The organism is Rhodothermales bacterium, from assembly GCA_040221055.1.
In the GTDB taxonomy this organism is placed as follows: domain Bacteria; phylum Bacteroidota; class Rhodothermia; order Rhodothermales; family UBA10348; genus 1-14-0-65-60-17.
In genome coordinates, this window is sequence record JAVJVN010000013.1 from 107277 (window position 1) to 130101 (window position 22825).

At 63.9% G+C, this 22825-nt stretch carries 24 protein-coding genes and 1 other RNA gene; 12 read left to right on the forward strand and 13 right to left on the reverse strand.

The features are described 5' to 3' along the window. Positions 1-63 precede the first annotated feature (63 nt). Genes RIE53_07530 through RIE53_07550 form a run of 5 tightly spaced genes read right to left on the reverse strand, consistent with a single transcriptional unit; the run spans position 64 to position 4055 of the window. Entirely contained in the window at positions 64-852 is a 789-nt protein-coding gene (locus RIE53_07530; protein MEQ9104535.1) for an SDR family oxidoreductase, read from the reverse strand. Then, entirely contained in the window at positions 849-1658 is an 810-nt protein-coding gene (locus RIE53_07535) for a hypothetical protein (protein MEQ9104536.1), read from the reverse strand. Before RIE53_07535 ends, RIE53_07530 begins: the two co-directional genes overlap by 4 nt. A 5-nt stretch (positions 1659-1663) precedes the next feature. Further along, a complete protein-coding gene (locus RIE53_07540) occupies positions 1664-1927 on the reverse strand; it encodes a hypothetical protein (GenBank protein MEQ9104537.1) in 264 nt (87 codons plus the stop codon). A gap of 23 nt (positions 1928-1950) precedes the next feature. Next, positions 1951-2652 carry an ABC transporter ATP-binding protein gene (locus RIE53_07545; protein ID MEQ9104538.1) on the reverse strand — a complete coding sequence of 234 codons (702 nt, stop codon included), beginning with the start codon at positions 2650-2652 and terminating at the stop codon, positions 1951-1953. Between the two features lie 8 nt (positions 2653-2660). Next, a complete protein-coding gene (locus RIE53_07550) occupies positions 2661-4055 on the reverse strand; it encodes an HlyD family efflux transporter periplasmic adaptor subunit (protein ID MEQ9104539.1) in 1395 nt (464 codons plus the stop codon). A gap of 254 nt (positions 4056-4309) precedes the next feature. On the opposite strand from RIE53_07550, the gene RIE53_07555 reads away from it, so the two are divergent. Genes RIE53_07555 through RIE53_07570 form a run of 4 tightly spaced genes read left to right on the forward strand, consistent with a single transcriptional unit; the run spans position 4310 to position 8004 of the window. Continuing rightward, on the forward strand, positions 4310-5695 hold the full coding sequence (locus RIE53_07555) for a sigma-54 dependent transcriptional regulator (protein MEQ9104540.1): 1386 nt from the start codon (positions 4310-4312) through the stop codon (positions 5693-5695). Between the two features lie 2 nt (positions 5696-5697). After that, on the forward strand, positions 5698-7017 hold the full coding sequence (locus RIE53_07560; protein MEQ9104541.1) for an ATP-binding protein: 1320 nt from the start codon (positions 5698-5700) through the stop codon (positions 7015-7017). Position 7018: 1 nt separating this feature from the next. Beyond that, positions 7019-7444: a hypothetical protein gene (locus tag RIE53_07565; protein MEQ9104542.1), complete on the forward strand. Its 426-nt coding sequence runs from the start codon at positions 7019-7021 to the stop codon at positions 7442-7444. Beyond that, positions 7441-8004, forward strand: a complete 564-nt coding sequence (locus RIE53_07570) for a YqgE/AlgH family protein (GenBank protein MEQ9104543.1) — start codon at positions 7441-7443, stop codon at positions 8002-8004. The genes RIE53_07565 and RIE53_07570 overlap by 4 nt, the downstream gene beginning before the upstream one ends. On the opposite strand, the gene RIE53_07575 is transcribed toward RIE53_07570, so the two are convergent. From RIE53_07575 to RIE53_07590, 4 genes are all read right to left on the reverse strand, one after another. Next, a complete protein-coding gene (locus RIE53_07575) occupies positions 7993-9372 on the reverse strand; it encodes a hypothetical protein (protein ID MEQ9104544.1) in 1380 nt (459 codons plus the stop codon). The genes RIE53_07570 and RIE53_07575 overlap by 12 nt on opposite strands. Positions 9373-9482: 110 nt before the next feature. Beyond that, the gene (locus RIE53_07580; GenBank protein MEQ9104545.1) at positions 9483-10199 is read right to left on the reverse strand and encodes an SDR family oxidoreductase; all 717 of its coding nucleotides are present in this window, start codon (positions 10197-10199) and stop codon (positions 9483-9485) included. Then, a complete protein-coding gene (folE, locus tag RIE53_07585; protein ID MEQ9104546.1) occupies positions 10196-10792 on the reverse strand; it encodes a GTP cyclohydrolase I FolE in 597 nt (198 codons plus the stop codon). The genes RIE53_07580 and folE overlap by 4 nt, the downstream gene beginning before the upstream one ends. Then, the gene (locus tag RIE53_07590) at positions 10789-11190 is read right to left on the reverse strand and encodes a 6-carboxytetrahydropterin synthase (protein MEQ9104547.1); all 402 of its coding nucleotides are present in this window, start codon (positions 11188-11190) and stop codon (positions 10789-10791) included. Before RIE53_07590 ends, folE begins: the two co-directional genes overlap by 4 nt. A gap of 137 nt (positions 11191-11327) precedes the next feature. Here RIE53_07590 and RIE53_07595 point away from each other — a divergent pair, with 137 nt between their 5' ends. From RIE53_07595 to RIE53_07615, 5 genes are read left to right on the forward strand one after another with little or no spacing between them, the layout of a single operon-like run. Then, positions 11328-11672, forward strand: coding sequence for a histidine triad nucleotide-binding protein (locus RIE53_07595; GenBank protein MEQ9104548.1), 345 nt, complete (start codon positions 11328-11330; stop codon positions 11670-11672). A 44-nt stretch (positions 11673-11716) separates the two neighbouring features. Then, positions 11717-13645, forward strand: a complete 1929-nt coding sequence (locus RIE53_07600; GenBank protein MEQ9104549.1) for a hypothetical protein — start codon at positions 11717-11719, stop codon at positions 13643-13645. A 5-nt stretch (positions 13646-13650) separates the two neighbouring features. Further along, positions 13651-14259, forward strand: a complete 609-nt coding sequence (gene coaE, locus RIE53_07605) for a dephospho-CoA kinase (GenBank protein ID MEQ9104550.1) — start codon at positions 13651-13653, stop codon at positions 14257-14259. Beyond that, positions 14252-14848, forward strand: coding sequence for a lysophospholipid acyltransferase family protein (locus RIE53_07610; GenBank protein ID MEQ9104551.1), 597 nt, complete (start codon positions 14252-14254; stop codon positions 14846-14848). The genes coaE and RIE53_07610 overlap by 8 nt, the downstream gene beginning before the upstream one ends. A gap of 58 nt (positions 14849-14906) precedes the next feature. Then, positions 14907-17597, forward strand: a complete 2691-nt coding sequence (locus RIE53_07615; protein MEQ9104552.1) for an ATP-binding protein — start codon at positions 14907-14909, stop codon at positions 17595-17597. Here the strand turns inward: RIE53_07615 and RIE53_07620 are convergent. From RIE53_07620 to ffs, 4 genes are all read right to left on the reverse strand, one after another. Further along, a complete protein-coding gene (locus RIE53_07620) occupies positions 17510-18424 on the reverse strand; it encodes a lysylphosphatidylglycerol synthase domain-containing protein (protein ID MEQ9104553.1) in 915 nt (304 codons plus the stop codon). The genes RIE53_07615 and RIE53_07620 overlap by 88 nt on opposite strands. Positions 18425-18429: 5 nt before the next feature. Then, complete coding sequence (gene yajC / locus RIE53_07625) at positions 18430-18759, reverse strand: preprotein translocase subunit YajC (protein ID MEQ9104554.1); 330 nt, start codon at positions 18757-18759, stop codon at positions 18430-18432. Positions 18760-18813: 54 nt separating this feature from the next. Next, positions 18814-20019, reverse strand: a complete 1206-nt coding sequence (locus RIE53_07630; protein ID MEQ9104555.1) for an NAD(P)/FAD-dependent oxidoreductase — start codon at positions 20017-20019, stop codon at positions 18814-18816. Between the two features lie 24 nt (positions 20020-20043). Continuing rightward, positions 20044-20143: signal recognition particle sRNA small type (gene ffs, locus RIE53_07635), an RNA gene on the reverse strand. 87 nt (positions 20144-20230) lie between these two features. On the opposite strand from ffs, the gene RIE53_07640 reads away from it, so the two are divergent. From RIE53_07640 to RIE53_07650, 3 genes are read left to right on the forward strand one after another with little or no spacing between them, the layout of a single operon-like run. Continuing rightward, the gene (locus RIE53_07640; protein MEQ9104556.1) at positions 20231-21415 is read left to right on the forward strand and encodes a glycosyltransferase; all 1185 of its coding nucleotides are present in this window, start codon (positions 20231-20233) and stop codon (positions 21413-21415) included. 35 nt (positions 21416-21450) lie between these two features. Then, a complete protein-coding gene (locus RIE53_07645) occupies positions 21451-22053 on the forward strand; it encodes a polysaccharide deacetylase family protein (GenBank protein ID MEQ9104557.1) in 603 nt (200 codons plus the stop codon). Then, positions 22050-22796 (forward strand): glycosyltransferase, encoded by a 747-nt coding sequence (locus RIE53_07650; protein ID MEQ9104558.1) that lies wholly within the window; start codon positions 22050-22052, stop codon positions 22794-22796. The genes RIE53_07645 and RIE53_07650 overlap by 4 nt, the downstream gene beginning before the upstream one ends. The last annotated feature ends 29 nt before the right edge of the window (positions 22797-22825 follow it).

The following is a 22825-nucleotide window of genomic DNA, read 5'->3' on the forward strand; positions in this document are numbered from 1 at the left end:
AAGGATGAATGAACCGATTTCAGGCCTTTGACCGGCGCCGCTCCGTAAAGGTTTGCATTGCGGTCAATCCCTTGTCATGACGCGCGGGAGCAGCCAACGGACCAGGCCGGGAAAGAAGCGGATGAGGGGCACCGCCCAGATCTCGGGTCCTCCAATATACACCTCGGCCCTCCGCTTTTCCATGGCGCGCATGGCCTTGCGGGCGAACACCTCCACCGGCATGGCATTCCGGTGCTGCGCATCCATTTCCCCGTGGGGCGTACCATCCCCCCTCACCGACTGTTCGCTGATCCATGTCCGGATGTATCCGGGACAGAGCAGCGTGATGTCCAGCGGCGAATTCGCGATTTCCGCCCGCAGCCCGTCGAACCAGCCATGGAGCGCGTGTTTCGACGCCGCATAGGTGGCCCGCCGGGGCGTGGACACCTTGCCCATGACCGAACTGATGGCCACCACATGCCCGTCCGGCCGCTCCAGGAGATGCTTCAGGCAGACATGCACGAGCGACAGCGCCCCGAAGAAATTGATGTCCATGATGCGCCGCTCGACCGCCAGGTCCACCTCGCGGACCGCCGAACGTTGACCGATCCCCGCACTCAGCACCAGGGTGTCGAGGTGCCCGAAGCGGGCCAGGACCGCCTCGAATGCCGCCGCGTGGGTTTCCGTGTGGGTCACGTCGAGCGGCAGGATCATGTGCCGGTCCGGTTCGGGGAGGCCATCCACGAGGGCCCGGAGCCGGTCGATGCGCCGCGCCGATACCACCACATGGGCACCGCGTGCCGCGAAGGATTTTGCCAGCTCGGCCCCGATGCCCGAAGAGGCCCCGGTTATCCAGACGACGCGATCCGTCATTGGACGCTGACGCGGATGCGTGCTTCACCGGCATTGCCGGTCCCGTTCTGTGTGGCGACCACATGGATTTCGTAGCGCCCGGCCTCCAGACCCTGGAAGTCGGACATATACAGGCTGCGCGTCCCCGCCGGAAGCAACGGGCGCGTGGCTACGGGCTGCCCGTCCCGGTAGACAGTGGCCTGGATCGTGAAGTCGCCGCTGTCCCACAGTCCACCGGGCTCCGTCGGACAGCCACACAGCATTTCCATCAGCGCCCGGACCGTAAACGGGGTTCCCTGCGGCACGGGTTGTTCGGAACGCGGTTCCTGGATCTTGACGGTGAGCCCGGTCAGTTCCACCAGAAAGCCGTCGCCCTCGACATGGTGCCCGGGGATCAGTAATACGCGCTTGGTCGCCTGCGTCATGCCATCCGGATCCCCGAGGGGGCCGATGGCCGTGATGTCCACCCAGGTCGGTGCGTCCAGCGCTAGCGTCGTGCGGAAGGCCGCCGCATCGGGCGTGTCGAAGGGATCCGTGCCCCGGACCCTGGGCTTGCGCATGAGGCTGTCGGTGTCCCCCGTGCCGCCCGTCTGGACGCCGTCCGCCAGCACGCTGCCGTCCCGGACCCGGCGGATGACCACGCGTACCCCACCGGCACCGGAGCCGATGATTTTCGCGTCATGGGAGACGGCGCGGACGATTATCCGTGTTTCGGTTGCCTGCGCGTGCAGATTGCCGGGCAGCAGGCTGCCGGACAGGAACAGGGACAAAAAAAGAACGCCGACAACTCGGGTTGTCGGCGTTCTCAGAGCGGGCAGTGGGGTCATGAGGGTCAGGCGTGAATCCGTTGTCTGAACATGACGGGTACGAGGCCTTTGTCGGGAATTCCGATCTGGACCAGCTCCCAACCGGGATCGTAGCCGTCAATCATGGCCCGGAGCCGTTCAATCCGATGGAAGGACGAATCTCCGCCATGATGCCAATCAAATGCTTCTACCCGGTAGTTGGTAAGGCGTTTCTCCCCGTTCACCGTAACCAGGACTTCAACCGTGTTCTCGGATCCCATGTCGGGGACCTGGATGCAGATTTCCCTCATGATGGCTACCTCATATGCATGGCTCAGTTGCCTTGATGGATATAGTGGCTCTGGATGAAGTTCTCGGTCACCACGTGACCGTCGAACAGGTGGATGACGCGCTGGCTGTATTCGGCATCGGCCGGGGAGTGGGTGACCATGGCAATCGTCGTACCGGCTTCGTTCAGCTGGGTCAACAGGTTCATGACCTCCTCGCCGTGCGTGGAGTCCAGGTTACCCGTGGGCTCATCCGCCAGGATGAGTTTGGGCCCCGCCACAACGGCGCGGGCAATGGCCACGCGCTGCTGCTGACCACCGGAAAGCTGCTGCGGGAAGTGGCCTTGCCGGTGCGTGATCTGCACCGAATCGAGTGCCGCCTGGACCCGCTCTTTACGCTCGTCGCTCGGCATGCCGAGGTACAGCAGCGGCAGTTCCACGTTTTCGTGGACCGTGAGCTCATCAATCAGGTTGAAGCTCTGGAAGACGAATCCGATGTTGCCCTTGCGGAGCTGGGCCCGCTGGCGTTCGCTCAGGTTCGAGATTTCCGTATCCAGGAACCAGTATTCACCGGCCGTCGGGTTGTCGAGCAGGCCCATGATGTTCAGCAGGGTGGACTTGCCACAGCCGGACGGTCCCATGATGGACACGAACTCGCCTTCCTTGATTTCCAGGTTGACGTTGTTGAGGGCGGTCGTTTCGACTTCCTCGGTGATGTACGCCTTCTTGAGGTTTTTTGTCTTGATCATGGTGTTTGTCAGTTGAATACCAGGCGGTCTGCCTCGTTGAACGTTTCGTAGGAGGAAGTGACGACTTGCTGGCCGGGCTCGAGTCCCTCGACCACCTCGTACACTTCGAGATTCTTGCGGCTGAGACGGATGGGCTGCTTGACGGCAAATTCCCCCGACTCATCAAGGACGTAGATCCAGTTGCCCCCCGTGGACTGGAAGAACCCACCGAGCGGCACGACCACGGCTTCCGTGGGATCACTCATTTCAAGCCGGGCGCGAACCGTTTGGCCCCGACGGATGGCATCCGGCTCTTCGCCCACGAAGTGCAGGTCCACTTCGAAGCGGCCCTGCTGGACCTGCGGGTAGACCCGGTGGACTTCCATTTCGTATTCCTGGCCGGCAATGGGCAGCGTGACGGCCTTCTGGCCCCGCATGACGCGGCTGATGTGGAACTCGTCCACCTGCGCACGGACCATGACGCCGTCCATGAGGTCCACCTGTCCGAACCGGTAGCCGGTGCTCACGATCTCACCCAACTGGGCATTGAGCTGGGACAGCCGGCCGTCCGCGGGCGCCCGGATGACCAGGTTCTCCAGGCGACTGTTGATGACCTGGAAATTCTGGTCCATGCGGGCGACGGCATCGGCCATCTGTTCGAGCTGCTGGGCCTGGCGCAGGGAATCCGTACGATAGGAACGCTGCGTCAAATCCATCCGGCTCAGGTAGTACTCGTATTCGTCCTTGATGCGCAGGTAGTCCTGTTCGGCCATCAATTCCTTGTCATACAGCTGCTTGGCCCGGGCGTGCTCGCGCTCCAGCCGCCGGATGTTGTACTGCATGTCCGTCAGCTGCTGCCGCGTGCTGAGGTTGCTCTGCTCCACCTGGAACCGGGTCTGTTCCAGACGATTGATCTGCTCAATCCGGGACGTTTCGGTCTGGAGGAGGCTCAGTTGCAGCCCACTGTTGGACAGGCGCAGGATGGGGTCGCCTTCCTGCAGGATGGCGCCTTCCTGGACGAAGACCTCTTCGACCCGTCCGCCTTCGATGGCGTCCAGGAAGAACCAGTTCCGCGGCAGGACATTGCCTGTAATGGGGATGTTCTCCTGGAACGGGGCGAACCGCACTTCACTGATGGTGACGCGGTCGCGGTCCACGTTCAGGCGTCGACCGCCACTCGTGGAGGAAATACCCCAGGCAATCAGGGCCAGGAACGCAATGGCTCCCACGATCATCCCAATCCGGCGCGTCGTCCAGAATTTCCTGGCAATCTTCTTGTCCATGCCCTGTCCGCCTCCGTAACTGTCTCCGGAAGACGAATCGCCCTGGCCGCCATTGCCACGGGGCGCCAGAATGGAGGCTGCCGTCGGTTTCCTGGGCGGCTCCTGGGGCAGATTTTTTTCGGTAGTTGTGTCCATGCTCATGAAAAATCGTTTTGCAAGGGTCGTGCCACAGCACAAATAAGCCGGGCAGGCCGTCCACATGATCGAAGATATGTCCGGTCTTGAAACACCAACTGTACGATATTGAACACTTCTACCGAAGGGCTGTCCGCTTTTGGAACACAATTTCCATGCGGTACGATAGTTGGAGTGTTTTGCATCGTAAAGGGTTGGCAATGTTGTCCGTACTCCACGGAAGTGCCCGATCTTTGTTGCACCATTGACGATTTGAGGATATGCAGGAATCGCCGGATCTCGGACGGATACTGGTTGTGGATGACGACGCGGACGTGCTCCAGGCGGCGCGACTGCTGCTGCGCAAACACGCCGAACACGTGCACACGGAAAAGCGGCCGGAACACATTCCGGCCCTGTTGCAGAACGACAACTACGACGTCATCCTGCTGGACATGAACTTCACCCGGGACGTGTCCAGCGGGCGGGAAGGCTTCTACTGGCTGGACCGCATCCGGGAAATCAATCCATCGGCCGTGGTCGTTCTGATCACGGCGTTCGGAGACGTGGAAATGGCGGTGAATGCCATCAAGGCGGGGGCCACCGACTTTGTGCTCAAACCCTGGCAGAACGAGAAATTGATTGCCACGCTGACTTCGGCGCTCCGGCTGAGTTCGTCCCGTCAGGAAGCCAACGCCCTGCGCGAACAGTCCCGGATGCTGTCGGATGACCTGGGAAACCGGTATCGCGACTTCATCGGCAAGTCCCCGGCCATGCGCAACGTGTTCGTGCAGATCGACAAGGTGGCCGGAACCGACGCCAACGTCCTCATCCTGGGCGAGAACGGGACGGGCAAGGAACTGGTGGCCCGGGCCCTGCACCGCCAGTCCAAACGCGCCAACGAGGTCTTCGTGAGCGTCGACATGGGCGCCATCACGGAAACCCTGTTCGAAAGTGAGTTGTTCGGCCACCGCAAGGGCGCATTCACCGATGCCCGCGAGGACCGTCCTGGCCGGTTCGAAATGGCATCCGGAGGCACGCTCTTCCTGGACGAAATCGGCAACCTGCCGTTGCCGTTGCAATCGAAGCTCATGACCGTACTGCAGCAGCGTCAGGTGACCCGCGTGGGGGACAATCGTCCCCACAGCGTGGATGTCCGGCTCATCTGCGCCACGAACGAACCCATCCACGAACGGGTACGGGAGGGTGCGTTCCGGCAGGACCTGCTCTACCGGATCAATACCGTGGAAATCCGTCTGCCGGCCCTGCGGGAGCGCCTGGAGGACATTCCGCTCCTCGTGGAGCATTTCCTGGAGATGTTCGCGCGCAAGTACAACCAGTCGGTGACGGGCATGAGCGACGGTGCGCTCCGCAAGTTGGAGTCCTGGTCCTGGCCGGGCAACGTCCGGGAACTGGAGCACATGGTGGAGCGGGCGGTCATCATGACCGATTCGACCACGCTGCAACCCGAAGATTTCCTGTTCACGTCGGCCCACGACATGGGCGCGGACGGACTCCTGTTCGACTCGTTCAACCTGGAGGATGTGGAAAAAACCGTGGTCCGGAAAGCCCTGGACAAGCACGCAGGCAACATCTCGAAGGCGGCGGACGAACTGGGATTGACCCGGGCGTCCCTGTACCGCCGTCTTGAGAAATACGGACTCTGAGCGTGCGGAATTTCAGGATCCAGATCATCGCCAGGATCATCCTGATGGCCATCACGACGGTGGGCATCGTGTTCCTGGGTTGGATGAGCTCATCCTTCATGGCGGCGGGCCTGTTGACGGTCGTCCTGATCTTCCAGATCACCGCCCTCGTGCGCCATGTGGACCGGACGAACCGGGACGTTGCCCGCTTGCTGCGCTCCATCCGCTATTCCGATTTCTCGCAGACGTTCTCGGCCCCCGGGTGGGGCAGCAGTTTCAAGGATCTGAATGCGGCCCTGTCGGACGTCATGGATGACTTCCGCACCGCCCGGTCCGAGACCGAGGAACACTACCGGTTCCTGCAGACCGTCATGCATCATATCGGCGTGGGGTTGATTTCGTACCGGTCAAACGGTTCGGTAGGACTCATCAACAATGCGGCAAAACGGTTGCTGCGGGTGCAATACCTGAACAACATCGCCATGTTGTCTGAATTCAGTCCGCAACTCGTGGAAACACTGAGTCGGATTTCGTCCGGCGAGAAGCGCATCGTGAAAGTCGTCGACGGCGACGAGCTGCTGGAGCTGGTCATCTACGGCACACAGTTCAAGATGCGCGGTACGCCCTACACGCTCGTTTCCATCCAGGATATCCAGACGGAACTGGAGGAAAAGGAGATCGAAGCCTGGCAGAAACTGGCCCGCGTGTTGACGCACGAAATCATGAACTCCATCACACCCATCTCGTCACTGGCCACTTCCGTCCGGGAGTTGTTGGATGATGGGCTTCCATCGCACGCATCGGACGTACGGGAGGCCGTGCAGACCATCGAACGGCGCAGCCAGAGCCTGCTCGGATTCGTGCAGGCGTACCGGAGCCTGACGCGCATTCCCCGCCCGGACCTGTCCATTTTCCCCCTCCGCCGCCTGTTGGACGATGTGGAACTCCTGTTCCGCAACGAGCTGGCACAGCACGGCATTGCGTTCGAGACGTCCATCGATCCGTCCGAGCTCGATCTCACGGCCGACAAGAGCCTCATCGAACAGATCCTCATCAATCTCGTCCGGAACGCCATCCAGGCCCTCCACGGGACCGAACGCGGTACCGTCCGCGTTCGCGCCTTCCTTGGAGATCGGGGGCGGCCGGTGATCCAGGTGACCGACAATGGCCCGGGCATTGAGCCCGAAGCGCTCGAAAAAGTGTTCATTCCGTTTTTCTCGACGAAGAGTGACGGGTCGGGAATCGGGCTCAGTTTGTCGCGCCAGATCATGCGGGCACACGGAGGAACCATGGGAATCAAATCAAACCCTGGCGAGGAAACCACGGTTACCTTACGTTTCTGACATGGCACGCATTGTTTACACTGGCGACACGCCGGCCAAGCGCCGGAACGCCCACATCCGGTCATGCGCGGAAGTCATCCGCCTGCTTGCGGAACGGCCGGGTTTCGGTGAGGAAGAGCAGGACATGACCGCTTTCCTGGTATTCAGCCTGCGTGGCATCCACGATACCATAGAAGAGAGTGCCCTTGCATGGGACGACCGGAACTACTGGAAAAAGTCCGAGGCGCTGCGTCAGAAATGGCGCTGGTCGCACCATGCAGCGAACGACCTCGAGAAAATGGTGGTGGCGGGGCAGTGGTTCGACATTCCCGTGAAGCTTATTGAGTTGATACCTCACTTCGCGGATGTTACCATATCCACCATCACTCGTGGTCCGGACTGGTGGGTCGGAGCACGTCGGGCACTCATGAAACAGCAATCACCGTGATAAAGGACAGGACAGCTCTTGCCGCCGGAGTGCTGCTCGTATCGCCGCCCATGAGTGCGGATCCCCACTTCAGCCGCTCCGTCGTGCTGGTGTGTGAGCATTCAGGTGCCGGCAGTTTCGGACTCATCCTGAACCAACCGCTGACGGTCACCATGGACCAGTTGTTCGATGAGTTGATGGCCTTCAGCGACGAGGTGGGGTGGGGTGGTCCCGTCCAACCCGATACGCTTCATTTCATTCACCGCGGTGATGAACTCATTCCCGAGGCCATTCCCGTCCGGGAAGGCATCATGTGGGGGGGCGATTTCGACATGGTCCGCGCCCGGATTGTGGACGGGGGCCTGGACCCTGATGATATCCGGTTCTTCCTGGGATACGCCGGATGGTCGCCGGGCCAGTTGCAGGCCGAAGTCGATGCCGGTGGCTGGATCGTGACGCAGGCGACCGAAGACTATGTATTCGATACGGCCGAGGACGATCTCTGGCAGCAGGTCCTCCGCGGGATGGGCGGGGCGTTTGCCATCCTGGCAAACGCCCCCGAACACCCATCACTCAACTGATGCCCGGACGATCTTCGGGGAGATGGCCGGGAAATTCCCGTACGAGAACCACAGGTCGCCCGACGCTGCATCGAGGGTCATGTGACGCACCAGGGAACGGGGTGTCGGATAAGGGTGGACCGTGAACCGTTCCTCGGCGATGTGGAATCGGAGGAGCGCATCGGCCGCCGCTGTGGCCACCCAGACCCAGCCCCGTTGGGCATCCACGCGCACGATGTAGGGGAGCGCATCCTTGATGGGGAGATCGTATTCGGTGAACCGCTCCGTGTCCGGGTCGAACCGGGCCAGTTTCCCGGAAGCATAGAGCGGAATCCAGATGGTGCCGTCTGGAGCCACGTCCGGTCGACGGGGACCACTGTAGGATGTGGGGAGCGGATAGAGGGTGAAGGCCCCGGTGGAGGGTACGAACTTCACCAGGTTGCTGCCTACCAGTTGCGTGCCCCAAAGCGTTCCGTCGGCGTCGGCCCGGAGCCCATAGGGTATGGTGCTGCCTCCATCGGGCATGGGCTCGGACGGGACGTTATAGACCTGGACGTCTCCGGTGGACGGATCCAGGTAGCCCATGGTCTCGGGGCTTTTCGAGAAGTGGCCGTTGAACCAAATGCGTCCGTCCGCCGTGCGCACAATGCTGTGCGGATGCATGCCGATGTCGTACGTGTCCCAGGAGCCATCCCCGGGGTCGCGTCGGGCAATCTTCTGCGGTCCGCCCAGCAGGACCCACCAGGTGCCGTCGGTATCGATCGTGAGCGCCCGGGGGTTCACCTGTGGGACCGGAATGGCCGTCCGTTCAAACGTGCCATCGGCTGGATTGAGGGTGTACATGCTGCCGGACAATTGCCCCGTGATGACCAGATGACCGTCCGGATCCGGTTCCAGGTCGTGCGGAATGTCCAGCCGGTTCGGGTAGACGTACTCGGTGAACGTGACCCCATCGTCCCCCGGGGGCAACGGGTCGGGTTCGGGGACGGGAGCAGTTTCGTCACCCAGGGCAGCGACGAGCCATCGCGAGGTCACGGCGGATTGCCGGCTGGGCGACATGATGGGGAATGCCGTATGGGCTCCGGCAAATCCGAGCATCTGGTCGATCCGGGCATGCCATTCCTGTTCGCTCTTCAGCCGGTCCCCCGTGGTAATCTGCTGGCGATCGAACTGGTGGCACCCGGTACAGTCCAGGATGAACTGGCGCTTGAACTCCCCATCGGGCAGCAGCTGGAGGTATCGGCTGCTGGGCGCGGACGCGGAGGTGGAGGCAGAGACGGCGGAGACGGCAGCGGCGGTGGACGGCTGGTCGGTGCGGGGCGTCTGGCTGCCGGTCAGCACGACGATGGCCGCGCCGACGACAGACAGGGCCAGGAAACGGAAATACATGGCGATGGGAAACGGGGATGTGCACGTCGGGGGGACGCGTGACCCCTTTTTCGAAATGTAACCCGGGAAGTTACATTTTCAGTCCACCCTGCTGGTGCGGAAGGGCAGGTTCAGAGGTCGCCCAGCTGCGGCCGCAACAGGATTTCCTCGACGACCGTGCGGTCCGACATCAGGTACGCGGACACCACGGCCCGAGCAATGTCCTCTGCCGGCATGAGGCGCTCTTCGTCGATATCCGAGCCGTCCCATGACGGCGTGAACGTTCCACCCGGCAGGATGGACGTGACGCGGATGCCGGATGTCTTGAGCTCCGTGCGGAGGGCCCGTGCCAGGCCGAGCATGGCGTGTTTGGTGACACAGTAGGCCAGACCACCCGGGTAGCCTTCAATGGACGCGACCGACGCCATGAACAGCAACATGCCGCTGCCACGCTGGACCATGCCGGGGAGGAGGGCGCGGGACAGCGTGAAGGCGCTCATGACATTCACGTCCCACTGCGCCTGCATGACCGCCTCCGTGACATCGGCCATTTCGCCCGGGGCGAAGATGCCCGCGTTGTTCACCACGCAGGTGGGCACACCGTGCGCCGTTACCGCCTTCGCCGCGACGTCCTGCAGCACGGCCGTCTGGGTGACATCGCATTCGAAGACCGACACGTGGGCACCGTGTGCGCGGCACCGGACGGCGGTTTCTTCCATTTTTACGGTGTTCCTGGACAGCAGCGACAGATGAACGCCCGGTACGCTCCCGGCAAAGGCGACCGCCGTCGCCGCCCCGATTCCCTGGCTGGCGCCCGTAATGACAATATGGTGGGCGGTGTGGCTCATTTTCCGTTGATCAATTTGAAAAACTCGGCGCGGGTGTGGACGTTGTCCAGGAAGGGACCGGACATGGAACTCGTCGTAGTCACCGAATTCTGCTTCTGCACGCCCCGCATGACCATGCACAGGTGCGTGGCCTCGATGACCACCGCCACGCCCTGCGGCTTCAGTGCGTCCTGGATGGCATCGCGGATCTGGATGGTCATCCGTTCCTGGACCTGCAACCGCCTGGCGAAGACGTCCACGATGCGGGGAATCTTGGAGAGCCCCACGATGTGCTGGTCCGGGATGTACGCAATATGGGCCCTCCCGAAGAACGGAACCATGTGGTGCTCGCACATGGAATACAATTCGATGTCCTTGACCAGGATCATCTCGTCGTAGTGTTCTTCAAAGACGGCACTCCGCAGGATTTCCCGGGCATCCTGGCCGTAGCCCTGCGTGAGGAAAAGTTGTGCCTTGGCGACGCGTTCGGGCGTTTTCAGCAGGCCCTCGCGGGTCGGATCCTCTCCGATGGTTTCCAGGATGGTCCGGACACTCCTGGACAGGGTCTCGACGGCTTCGGCGTCGTACTGCAGGCGTTCATCAAACAATTTCATGGCGTTCCTTGGTATTCAGCGACGTTCCGCTCGGTTTCGTAGAGCCTGATGGCGTGCAGTCGGCCGGTCGGCAGCTGGTCTTCGAGACGATTCCAGAAGGCCACGACGAGGTTTTCCGATGTAGGCACGATGCCCTGCAGGAAGTCCACGTCCAGATTCAGGTTGGCGTGGTCGCAATGGGAAACAATCCGTTCTTCAATAATGCGCTTCAGCACGCCCAGGTCGATCACGTAGCCGGTATCCGGATCGGGCTCGCCCGCCACCGTCACTTCCAGCGTGTAATTGTGTCCGTGCCAGTTCGGGGAATTGCACTTGCCGAAGGTCTCCCGATTCCAGGCATCGGATTTGTCCGGGTTGTGCAGCCGGTGGGCGGCATTGAAGTGGACCTTGCGGGTCACGAGGATGGTCGGCATAGGCGCAGTATTAAAACGTTCACAAATGGAATGTGATCGGTTTGAATGCGTTCCCGCGAAGATCGGTTGGGGATGCTCCAGGCCCTATATTGGAACGCTTCAGGTGCAAAGTTCACAATTCCATGACTGACAAAACACTTTTTGAACGGATTGCGGACAAAGAGATCCCGTCCGACATGGTTCATGAGGACGACCTGTGCATTGCGTTCAGGGACATCAAGCCCCAGGCGCCTACACATATCCTGATCGTTCCGCGCAAACCCATTCCGTCGCTGGATGATCTGACGCCGGACGATGCGGCCCTCGTGGGCCACCTTTTCGTGGTCGCACAGGGGATTGCCGCGAAGGAAGGCCTGGCGCGGGGGTACCGGACCGTCTTCAACTGTGGCCCGGACGGTGGACAGGAAGTCCCGCATCTCCACCTGCATCTGCTGGGCGGTCGTCCATTGACGTGGCCTCCCGGATGAGACCCGGGACGGCGGTTGTGCGAACAGGCCTCGGGTTGCTGTGCATGATCATGCTGGCCGCGGGGCAGGCGTCCGCCCAGGTGGTTCTGGAAACCGGGTTCGAGCGGGACGTGAACCGCTACCGGTGGGAGGGGCTGGCCCGGGCCGATGTGACCAGCGGACCCTGGGTCATCGGGATGCGCAACGCCTTCCGCAGCGACGCCTATCTGCTTTTCGACAACCGCCTGAGTTTCCGGGACGAAAACCGCTTCAGGATGGATGCGGTGAAGAACACCGACCGGTTGCTGGATTTGACCGTCCGCTCGACGGCGGATTGGTTCAGCCTCAGTCGGGTGTACCATCAAGATGCGTGGGTGGGACTGCGTCACCTCAGCGAGCAGGGATGGTGGGTGGAGCCTGCGGCCGGCCTGACCGTGGACGCCCGCCCGGGTGCCCTGTCCGGAACGGGCGAGGCGCCCGTCCGAACGGATGCCGGCCCGGCCGCTGGCCTCGCCTTCGGCATGCCCATGCGGGAGGTGGGAGGATACGCCACACAGGTCGACGGGCAGTTCCAGGTGCAACGCATGGCCCCCCGTGCCGGGAGGGTCGTCCGGCTCCGGGCCGCGACCGGTCGTACGTTTGCCCGGACCACCGTGAATGCCGACGTGGAAGTCGCGTCGTTGCGCCGCGATGCCTACCAGGCGGCGTCGTTCCTGAACCGCGACGAAGCCGCCGTGCGGCGAGCGGAAACCGTCGAGTCCACCGTGAGCGATACGTTGTTGGTGGGCGTCGGGGTATCCACGCAGATCACGGACGCCCTGGATGCCGTGCTGCGCGTGGATGCCGGATTGAATGCCCGCAGGGTACGCTCCCTCCGGGCCCCGTCCGATGCCCTCGTGTTCGATTCCGATTTCGGGCGCCAGACGGTGAGGCTGGATCTGGCGGCACGGTGGCGGTTCGGCAGCGGATACGTCCGCGCCGGCATGAACGCCGGGGCCGAAGTGGAGGAGCGGCAACTGGACAACGCCGCCGATCTGCCGCCGGCGCAGGCCGCCCAGAAACTGACCCTGTTGCGTCAGGCGGATTACGACCGGGGCTTCCTGGGGCTGTCCATCACGGGGCTCGTTCCGGTGTCCGGCCGGTGGGTCGTCCAGTTCGACGGGTCGGCGAACGTCCTGCAGCACGACACGCCGGAGGTGAATCCGGACGACCGGGACGAGTTGCTGTACAACGGAAGCGTCGGATTGGAATACCGTGCATCGCCGGCGTGGACCTTCTCGACCCGGATGTTCGGAAGCTGGTTCCACACCGTCTATCTGAGGGCGGCCCGGTCGGCCGACAACAATACCCAGCGTTCCATCCGGCTGCGGCCGGCGCTGACCTGGCAGCCCTCCCCGGACACCCGGATCCGCCTGGAATCGGAAGTGCGGGCCACCTACACCGTGGATGATTTCCTGCTGCCGGGCCGGCGTCCGACGGACCAGTCCGCCCGGGAAATGCGCTACCAACTGGAGGCCGAGCAGGGCATGGGTGACGGATTCCGGCTGAAACTGGATGCGGCCTATTCGGACCTCCGGCTGGGCCGGTTCCTGGCCGGTGAGTTCGCCGAAATCCCGTTCGACACGCTCCGGACCTGGAGTGGCTGGGTGCGCGTCCAGACCGGTGGGCGGATTACCGCCGAAATCGGCATCCGGTACTTCATCCGGAGCGACTACGACCGGGCGGCGTCGGTCAGGTACGGGGAGGGAGGCGCGTCCATCACGCGTTCCGGGCGCCGCCGCATTGACCAGATCGGCCCCACCACGTCCATCCTGTGGCCCATGCGCAAGGGCACGTCCATCCGCGTGGACGGGTGGGCCGTGGTGCAGCGGGTGTCCACGCAGCTGTATGGCGCCTTGCCCGAGGAACAGGCCGATGTCATCCGGCGGGCGGCCGATCGGGGTACCCGCAGCCTGATTCCCAATCTGACGGTTTCCATGCTCGTATATTTCTGACCACCATGATTACCGTCGGCGTCACGGGAGGCATTGCCTCCGGAAAATCCACCGTTTGCGAGCGGCTCACGGGCCTCGGCGCCCGCATGTTCCATGCGGATGCCGAGGCCCGTGAGCTCATGGTGCACGACGCCGACGTACGGGCAGGCGTCATCGCGGCGCTCGGGGCGGAGGCGTACGCCCCGGATGGGGGGCTCAACAAGACCTGGATTGCCGACCGGATTTTCGGGAGCGAAGCCGACCGGCGGGCCCTCGAGGCCGTGGTGCATCCCGCCGTGGGCGTCCGTTTCCGGGCGGCCAAGCAGGCCGCCGAGGTCGCCGGATGCCCCATGCTGGTCAAGGAACAGGCCGTGTTTCCGAACGAAGCGGCCCGCGCGGACGTGGATCACTGGGTGGTCGTCGAGGCGACCCCGGGGGCGCGGCTGGACCGGGCTGCCCGGCGGGCCGGGCAGAGTCCGGACCAGGCCCGCGCCCGCATGCAGGCCCAACCGGATGCCACCACGTATCGATCCATTGCCGACACGGTCATCGTGAACGACGGCACCCTGGAAGACCTCCGGGCCCGCGTGGATGACCTGTGGGAGACCTTGACCGGAAGGCCCGCACATGCCTGATTTACACGAATCCACCGTGCCGCCCGCATTCCCCATCCCCATTCCCATCGGGGCGCGGGTCCCCCGGCGTCCGGCCCACCGGTGGGTCCGGCGCGTGCTGCATGCGGCGGGCTGGCAATTCGAAGGGGAAGTCCCGGACGCGCCCAAGTTCGTGCTCATTGCCGCACCCCACACGTCGAATTGGGATTTCGTCCTGGCCATGGGAATCGTTTTCGGGATGGGGCTGGACTTCCACTGGATAGGGAAGCACACGCTGTTCCGGGGTCCGTTCGGACCCCTCATGCGCTGGGCCGGGGGTATTCCGGTCAACCGGCAGCGCCCCGGGCGGCTGGTCCCGGACACCATCGAGGCCTTCCGGGCCCACGACCGGTTCGTGGTCGGGCTGTCCCCGGAAGGGACGCGGCGGCGGGTAGACACCTGGAAAACGGGATTCCACCGGATTGCCGCTGGCGCGGGTGTGCCCATCCTGCCCGCCTGGATCGATGCCCGGCGCAAACGCATCGGATTCGCCCCCCTGTTCTGGCCGACCGGCGATCGTGACGCCGACATGGCGCATCTCATGGAATGGTATGGGCAGTTTTCACGATAGTCGGGCTTAATTCCGCGCGCCCCCTGTCGATCCAAGACGTGACAGACCTGGTATCGACATGCAACATCTTCTATCGCTCTACGGCCGGACGATCAGTCTGATCATCCTCGTTTTCCTCATTTCGTTCGGGGTGGTGGCGCTCGCGTTCACGTCGGTGCAGGCCATGGAGGAGCGCGATCGCGTTCGCGTACTCCAGCACAATATCCTGAATGCCAATTCCACGGTCCGGGAGTTCATGCTTTCGCGGGATCCCGGCGAGGCCAAGGACACCGAGCAATGGCTTCAGAAGGCCGATGCCATCCTGCATGAAGGGGTCCGGGTCGAGAATTACGAACGGCTCCACAGTGAACTCCATCTGTACCTGCACTCCATCAACCAGTTGATCGAGGCGTATCAGACCCGCGGATTCTACGAGGAAGATGGACTGGAGGGCGAAATGCGGACCCGGTCGGCCAACTTGCACGCCATGTTTGCCGAGCGTGGCATGTCCCAGGCGGTCATCGAATTGCTCCAGGTCCGTCGCGCCGAAAAAAACTTCCTGCTGCGGGGCGGAACGGAATATGCCGATGAGCTGCATCGGCGCATCGTGATCCTGAATCAAATGGTGGAGGCCACCGACAGCCCGGAATTCGTGTCGACCGCCAAGGACGAATTGGCGCATCTGCAACAGGATTTTGACCAGATTGCCATGGTTACCGACAAGGTGAACTACGTCCGGTCGAACCTGGCCTTCCTGGCCGCCGCCATCGAGGACTCGCTGAGCAAGGTCATTGTGGCGGAATCGGAACGGACCGAGCGGTTCCTGTGGATCTCCCTCGGGCTGGTCCTGTTTTCGTTCGTCCTGGGCATCCTGTATGCCATGTATATTTCGAAATCCATCGTCAAGCCGCTCAGTCTGCTTGAAGCGGCCGCCCGCCGGATTGGCAAGGGCGACGACATTTCCGACCTCCAGCTGGACCTGGTCGGGGATCTGGAGGACCTGACGCGCGCGCTGCACGGCCTGTCGGACCAGATGCAGGGCCGCAAGGAAAACGAACGCCTCCTGGCCGAATCGGCCGCCGAACTCAAGGCCGTGAACAAGGAACTGGACGAGCGCAAGCGGGAACTGGAACGTCGGGCAGAAAAGCTGCACACCGTCGTGGAACGCCTGGAAGCCGCTCGCGAATCGGCCGAAGGCTCCGCCCAGATCAAGGCCGACTTCCTGGCCCAGATGAGCCACGAAATCCGGACGCCGCTGAACGGCATCATCGGCATGACCAGCCTGCTGGCCAACGAGGACCTGCGTCCCGACCACGCGGAAGTGATTGATGTCATCCGGACCAGCGGGGAGTCCCTGCTGACCATTGTGAACGACATCCTGGACTTCTCGAAAATCGAAGCCGGCGCGGTCATCGTGGAAGAGGAGCCCATGGTGGTTTCCGAATGCGTCGAGAGCGCACTCACCATGGTCGGACGCCTGGCCGCCCGCAAGGGGCTGGACCTGTCCTGCGACCTGGACGACAATGTGCCGCACAGCATTTTCGGCGATTCGGCGCGCCTGCGTCAGGTGCTGGTCAATCTCGTGGGGAATGCCGTTAAATTCACGGAAGAAGGCGAGGTCCAGATCCGCGTTTACCGCCCCGACCCGTCCCGCGATACCCTCCGGTTCGCCGTGGAAGACACTGGAATCGGCATTGCCGAGGCCCATCTGGAGGGCCTTTTCGAGCCCTTCCGCCAGGCGGAGGTGTCAACCACCCGCAAATTCGGGGGAACTGGACTCGGACTGTCCATCTCCCGGCAGCTCAGCGAACTCATGGGCGGCCGGATGTGGGTGGAATCGACGGTTGGCGTCGGGTCCACCTTCTTCTTCGACATCAAGGCTCCGACGGTGGAGTTGGCCGCGCCCTTGGCCCAGAACGTGGGTGCCCGGGTGCTCCTCATAAACGACCGTCCCCTGTTCAGTCGCGCCCTCATGCGGACCATGCAGGGATGGGGGGCCTTGGTCGATGTGGTTGCCACCGACGATGCCGCCACCGACATGCTGGCCCGTCGCGCCTACGACATGATCCTGCTGAACGATACGCCGAGCGGATTCGACGGCGTCGCGGTTCAGGCCGTGGCCCACGCCCTTTCGGAGCAGGCCGGAGAGACCCCCATTTGCATCCTGCGGCATCTGGGCGACCAGATGGGAGAACGTGCGGGTCTGACGCTGGCCAAGCCCGTCCGGCAGGAGGCCCTGCGGACGTTGCTGGCGGGATCGCTGTCAAATGGTTCCGAAAACACGGGATCGAACGGCACGGGGCCGAGCGCAACGGCGCCGGCGGCCGATCGGGCACCCGTCCACGCTTCCGGACCTTCGGCTCCGGTGCGCGTGCTGCTCGTGGAGGACAACGTGGTGAACCAGAAGGTGGGCAAACGGATGCTCCAGAAACTCGGATGCCAGGTGGATGTGGCTGAAACCGGGGAAGACGCCCTGATGGCCCTGGCCGACTTCGACTACCCGGTCGTGTTCATGGACCTGCAGATGCCCGGTATTGACGGACTGGAAGCCACGCGGCGCATCCGCAACGGCATCTGCGGCGAGCATCGACCGTGGATCATCGCCCTGACCGCCAATGCCACGACCGAGGACCGGAACCGGTGCCTGGAAGCCGGCATGGACGATTACGCGTCGAAACCGGTTCATCCATCGGTGTTGCGCTCGCTCCTGGAGCGGGCCGGGATGACGGTGGCTCCAATCAGTGCCGGAAGCAGTACGTTCACGCCGTAAAGCGCCAGGCTGGCGGCCACCAGCAGCGCCGGATCCCATCCCTGTACCGTCGCCCAGAACGCGGCGAGTCCTTCCCGGACGCCCAGGTCCGTGACCATGACGTTCGGGATGAATCCCTTGGCGGACAACACTATTCCGGCGCCGACCACCCGGTCCTGCACCGGTTCACGAAGGCCGAATGCCAGGAACAGGAGTGCGTACTGGGCAATCGTCACGCCGTAGCGCACCAGGAACAGCATCAACAGCACCCCCTGCTCGGACCCCGTCAGGCTGCGCGCGCCTGCCGGAACCCGGGACCGCAGGAACGGCAGTCGGCGCGCCAGGACGAGCATGACGTCCGGGTGCGCTCCCAGGAAGAACATGGCGGCGGCCAGCAGGATGCAGGCAATGCTTGAGGCCACGGGCCACGGAACGCCGAGGGAAGGCCCGGCCAACGGCAGCAGAGCCCCCAGGACAAACGGGTGGATGCTGAACCTCAACAGGAACTCCCGCGCCGCCGCGCCCATCCGGGCCGTGCGGTGTTCGGCCGGTCCCACCAGGATGCGCGGCGCCCATTCTCCGGCACGGGCCGGGGTGAAGACGCCCGCCGTATAGCCCAGCAGGATGGCAACGATCGACGTGCGCACGGGTTGGGTCCGGCCCACCAGGATATGCCAGATGCCCACGCTGCAGGCTACCGGAACCACCACCAGCGCCGTGGCCCAGGCCACCAGATCGGCCCGACCGGTCGAGAGCGCCCGCCAGATGGCGGCCGCATCCACCCACCACACCACGAGGCCGATGACGGCCAGGGTGACGGGAATCCGCAGCCAGCGGAGCGCGCCCAACAGCTTTACTTCGCCGCCGCGTCCTTCGCGTTCACGATCGAAGAGAGGGCGCTTTTCTCGACCCGCAGTTTCGTGTTGCTGTCCACCTGGACGAGCACGGAGGTATCGTCCACCTGGGTCACGCTGCCGTGCACGCCACCGATGGTGATCACGCGATCACCCTTGGCCACGGCCTCGATCATCTTCTTGCGCTCATCTTCCTTCTTCTTCTGCGGGCGGATGATGAAGAAGTAGAAGACGATGAAAATGAGGATGAGCGGGAGGAACATGGCCAGGGGATTGGCCTGTTCGCCGCCTGCCGGGGCTCCCAGAAGGAAAAGGTCGTACGCGGTCATTGATGCGGGTGATTGGACGAAAAGGATGCGACGAATAAACTATGCCGCAGACGACTATGCAAACAGGACGCGCAGGTAAAACATTGGCGAAACCAGTTTTCCGCGCTCCTGCATGTCCTCGAACATGATGCTGATGGCGTTCTTGATGTCCTCGGACCGGGCGGCTTTCTGGATGACCTTGTTCAGCAGCCACTGCCAGTTCAGGATGCGCTGCATGTTGTAGCTCAGGCGGAGCTCGTCCTGCAGCTGGTCCAGGACGCGCCGGCCGTACGCATCCAGGAATGCGCGGTCATACGTCTTGAGGCGGTGCGCCTCCAGGGCCCGCTCGGCGGCGTACATGCCGCTGACCATGGCGTTGCCAATGCCTTCGCCCGTGAACGGGTCAATCAGGCTCGCGGCGTCGCCCACCAGCATCCAGCCGTCTCCGGCCATCTGGCGGGGTTTGGATCCCAGCGGCAGTCCCCAGCCCTTGAGAGGGCCGACGCGCGTGGCGCCTGCAAAGCGCTCGCGGAAGCGGGGATGCGCCACTACCTCGTCCAGCAGGGGTTTCAGTTTCACGTCCCGCTTCTTTATGCGCGAGGACAACATGCCCACGCCCACATTCGCCCGGCCGCGGGACATGGGAAACATCCAGAAATAGCCCGGCAGGGACTCTTCCACGAAGTGCAGTTCAATGAAATTGTGCTCGTGGAAACCGGTCACGCCATCGTAGTAGGCGCGGATGCCGGCCACATAGTGGTCCTCGTCCAGCTGGTCCAGGCCCAGGTCGCGGACAATCACGGAGTAGGCCCCGTCGGCGCCGATAACGAGCGGCGCGCGGAATTCCGCGTCGGCGGTCCGGACGCCCACGGCACGGCCTCCCTCCCGGATGAGTCCCTTGACGTTCACGCCCTCGCGGACGTCCACGCCCGCCTGCTTGGCCATGTCCATGAGCGCGTTGTCGTACGTCACCCGGTCGCACACGAACCCGGGCGGTTTGGGCCGGCCCATGTCCCCGGTAAAGGGGATGGAAACTTCGGTCCCGTCGGGCGAACTGAACGTGGCGCCAAACGCCACCACGTTGTCCGTCTGCTTCACCTTGTCCAGCATGCCCAGTTCAGCCAGCACGTCAACCGACTTGCCGCTGATGGCGTCCCCGCAAATCTTGTCGCGGGGAAAGGTGTCCTTGTCCAGGAGGAGCACGTGCAGGCCACCCCGCGCCATGAGCGTGGCTGCCGTCGTACCGCCGGGTCCGCCTCCTACTACAATTGCATCATGCATGAACACGCACCGGAAAAAAACAACAAAGGGCAAGCGATCCGTATCGCGACGCTACAACCTCCTACCGCTGCTGCCTTCCGGCCCTGACGGAATTCAGAGGGAGCTGTCCGTACGGGACTTGCCCTTTGGAAGCTGCCCAACACGCGGAGCCGACCTTGGTTCCGGGGTCCATGTTGTAGATTGCGACGTTTCACACGGTCATCACGTCCCCATGCCTACGGAGCTCATCTGGTTGCCCATCCTGCCTGGACTGGTCTATGTCGTGGGCCTGACGGCGTTTGTTGTGGGGGATGCGATGAACCGGCGCCGAAGCCATCGTCTCGCCCGCGTGGACGTGGGCGAATCCGGCATGGCGCCTGCGCCTGTCGATGCGCCGCGAACCTCCGTCATCGTTCCCGCCCGGAACGAGGCTGCAGGTATTTCAGCCTGCCTCGAGTCCATCCTTGCCTGCGACTGGCCGCGCGGAAGCCTGGAAGTGGTGGTCGTGGACGACCACTCGACCGACGGGACGGCAGACGTGGTGCGGAGCGTCCAGGCGCGGCACCCGGACGTGGACATCCTGCTCGTCGAAATGGCCCTCGTCGCCGACGCGGCCGTTCCGCGCGGCCACAAGAAACGGGCGGTGGCCGAAGCCATTGCGCGTTCGACCGGGGACATCCTGCTCGTCACCGATGCCGACACCTCGGTACCGCCTGACTGGATCCGGCTCATGGTGGCGCACCTCGGTCCGGGCGTCGGGTGCGTGGCCGGCCCCATCGCTTACACAAATGGCGGCTGGCTCGGTCCGGTCGTGGCGCTGGAATATGCCGGTTTGCAGGGGATTGCCTCGGGCGCCATCGGGCTGGGGAGGCCCATCCTGAGTTTCGGCGCATCGAGTGGCTACCGGCGGGACGCCCTCCGGGACGTGGGGGGCTTCGACGGGCTGTACGGCGTATCGTCCGGGGACGATGCCCTCCTCATGCAGCGGATGGCCTACGAATCCGCGTGGCGCGTGGCCTGGTGCGCCCACCCCGGCGCCATCGTACGCACGGCCCCGCCGGCCACCGCGCAGGCCTTCTGGCAACAACGCCGCCGGTGGATAACGGGCACGGTCCATTACGCGCCGTCGGCCCTCGCGTACAGCCTGGCCATCTACCTGTTCATCCTGAGTCTGCCCGTGTACGCCGTTGGCGGCCTGTTCTGGCCTGTGCTGTGGGCACCGCTCGGCGTGGGCATGGGGCTGAAGGTGTTGGGAGAGGGCCTCATGCTGTTCCGGGCGGCCGGGTTCTTCGGCATCCGCCGGTCGTGGCCGCTCTTTCTGCCCGCCCAACCGCTGCAGATCGCCTACATCATCGGCGTCGTGCTCTCGGGGCTGACCAGGCCCATCCACTGGAAAGACCGCGCGCTCGACCGATGAAACCCACCCCCATCTCCAAAAGGACTCCGACGCTCGTGCATCACGTTCAGTCCCGGCTCGTGCGGGCCGCGTGCGGGTTGCCGGGCGTCGTGGGCCGGATTCCGGGCGCCGCGCTCCACCTGACCTTCGACGACGGCCCCGGTCCGGGCACCGACCGCATGCTGTCAATCCTCGCCGCACGCGACATCCAGGCCACGTTCTTCCTGTTGGGAAGTGCGTCGCGTGCCGATCCCGGCGCGGTCCGCGCCATCCGGTCCGCGGGGCATGCCGTGGGGGCGCACGGTATGGCGCACGTCGATGCGTGGCGGCATCCCCACCAGGCGCTTTTCGACATGACCGACGGATGTGCGCTTCTTGAAGACCTGCTCGGCGAACGGGTCTCGGTGGTGCGGCCGCCGTTCGGCCGGTTGTCGCCCGGGGTCTGGCGTTGGGCGCGCGGTTCGGGCCGCAGCGTGATGCTCTGGGACGTGGATACCCGCGACTATCTGGTGTTGGCGCAGATTACGCCGCTTCTCCGCCCCGGAAGCATCCTGCTCCTGCACGAAAACGCGACCGCATGGGCGGAATCGGATGCGGGTGCCTGGCTGGATGCCCTGCGGCAGGCCGGTTGGACCTTCCAGGGAGGAGGAACGCCATGATGGTGGCTGGAATCGTGGTCCTGTTGGCTGCTGTCGCCATCCGGCTGGAATGGTGGTGGGGCCTGCGCCGAGCCGGTACGGTGCGCCATGATTTGGCATCTCCAAATGAACGTGGCCTCCCGGAACCGGACCCCGCCGAATCCCGACTCCCCGCCGGCATCAGTGTAGTGGTCGCGCTCCGCAACGAAGCGGCGAACGTGGACGGACTCATGCGGGCGCTCCTGCAGCAGCGCGTTCCGCCGGACGTTGAACTGGAATTCGTGCTGGTGGACGATGGCTCAACCGATCCCACCCGCGCCCACCTGGATGCCTGGCTCGAACGGGACCCCCGTATCCGGGTGCCGGACACGGCCGGCGCTGGAAGGCCGGGAGTCGGCGCGGGAAAAAAAGCCGCCCTGACGGCCGGAATCAGCGCGGCCCGGTTCGAGCGCCTGGCCTTCACCGATGCGGACGCCCGACCGGGTCCGGATTGGCTCGGGGTGCTGGCCGCGCAGGCCGCGGCCGCGCCCCGAGCGGTGTTCGTTGGTCAGGCCCCCCTCACGGCCGAGGCTCCGGCAACCCTGCTGGGCCGGTATCAACGCTACGATTCGCTCCTCACCGATCTCTGGGCGGCGGCCGCCCTCGGACCGCCCCCGCCATCCACCCCTTTTGGGGTTTACGTCCGGTGGCCCCCGTGGCCCTGCTGGGGGCGGCGGCGCCGGCGCCCCCCCGCCGCCCAGAGATCGGTGAGGAGCGAATCGTAGCGTTGATACCGGCCCAGCAGGGTTGCCGG

Bases quoted from the DNA above. Each gene is read 5' to 3' on its own strand.
- RIE53_07530 (MEQ9104535.1), bottom strand. From the start codon at position 852: ATGACGGATCGCGTCGTCTGGATAACCGGGGCCTCTTCGGGCATCGGG.
- RIE53_07535 (MEQ9104536.1), bottom strand. From the start codon at position 1,658: ATGACCCCACTGCCCGCTCTGAGAACGCCGACAACCCGAGTTGTCGGC.
- RIE53_07540 (MEQ9104537.1), bottom strand. From the start codon at position 1,927: ATGAGGGAAATCTGCATCCAGGTCCCCGACATGGGATCCGAGAACACG.
- RIE53_07545 (MEQ9104538.1), bottom strand. From the start codon at position 2,652: ATGATCAAGACAAAAAACCTCAAGAAGGCGTACATCACCGAGGAAGTC.
- RIE53_07550 (MEQ9104539.1), bottom strand. From the start codon at position 4,055: ATGAGCATGGACACAACTACCGAAAAAAATCTGCCCCAGGAGCCGCCC.
- RIE53_07555 (MEQ9104540.1), top strand. From the start codon at position 4,310: ATGCAGGAATCGCCGGATCTCGGACGGATACTGGTTGTGGATGACGAC.
- RIE53_07565 (MEQ9104542.1), top strand. From the start codon at position 7,019: ATGGCACGCATTGTTTACACTGGCGACACGCCGGCCAAGCGCCGGAAC.
- RIE53_07575 (MEQ9104544.1), bottom strand. From the start codon at position 9,372: ATGTATTTCCGTTTCCTGGCCCTGTCTGTCGTCGGCGCGGCCATCGTC.
- RIE53_07580 (MEQ9104545.1), bottom strand. From the start codon at position 10,199: ATGAGCCACACCGCCCACCATATTGTCATTACGGGCGCCAGCCAGGGA.
- folE (MEQ9104546.1), bottom strand. From the start codon at position 10,792: ATGAAATTGTTTGATGAACGCCTGCAGTACGACGCCGAAGCCGTCGAG.
- RIE53_07595 (MEQ9104548.1), top strand. From the start codon at position 11,328: ATGACTGACAAAACACTTTTTGAACGGATTGCGGACAAAGAGATCCCG.
- RIE53_07600 (MEQ9104549.1), top strand. From the start codon at position 11,717: ATGATCATGCTGGCCGCGGGGCAGGCGTCCGCCCAGGTGGTTCTGGAA.
- coaE (MEQ9104550.1), top strand. From the start codon at position 13,651: ATGATTACCGTCGGCGTCACGGGAGGCATTGCCTCCGGAAAATCCACC.
- RIE53_07610 (MEQ9104551.1), top strand. From the start codon at position 14,252: ATGCCTGATTTACACGAATCCACCGTGCCGCCCGCATTCCCCATCCCC.
- RIE53_07615 (MEQ9104552.1), top strand. From the start codon at position 14,907: ATGCAACATCTTCTATCGCTCTACGGCCGGACGATCAGTCTGATCATC.
- yajC (MEQ9104554.1), bottom strand. From the start codon at position 18,759: ATGACCGCGTACGACCTTTTCCTTCTGGGAGCCCCGGCAGGCGGCGAA.
- RIE53_07630 (MEQ9104555.1), bottom strand. From the start codon at position 20,019: ATGCATGATGCAATTGTAGTAGGAGGCGGACCCGGCGGTACGACGGCA.
- RIE53_07640 (MEQ9104556.1), top strand. From the start codon at position 20,231: ATGCCTACGGAGCTCATCTGGTTGCCCATCCTGCCTGGACTGGTCTAT.
- RIE53_07650 (MEQ9104558.1), top strand. From the start codon at position 22,050: ATGATGGTGGCTGGAATCGTGGTCCTGTTGGCTGCTGTCGCCATCCGG.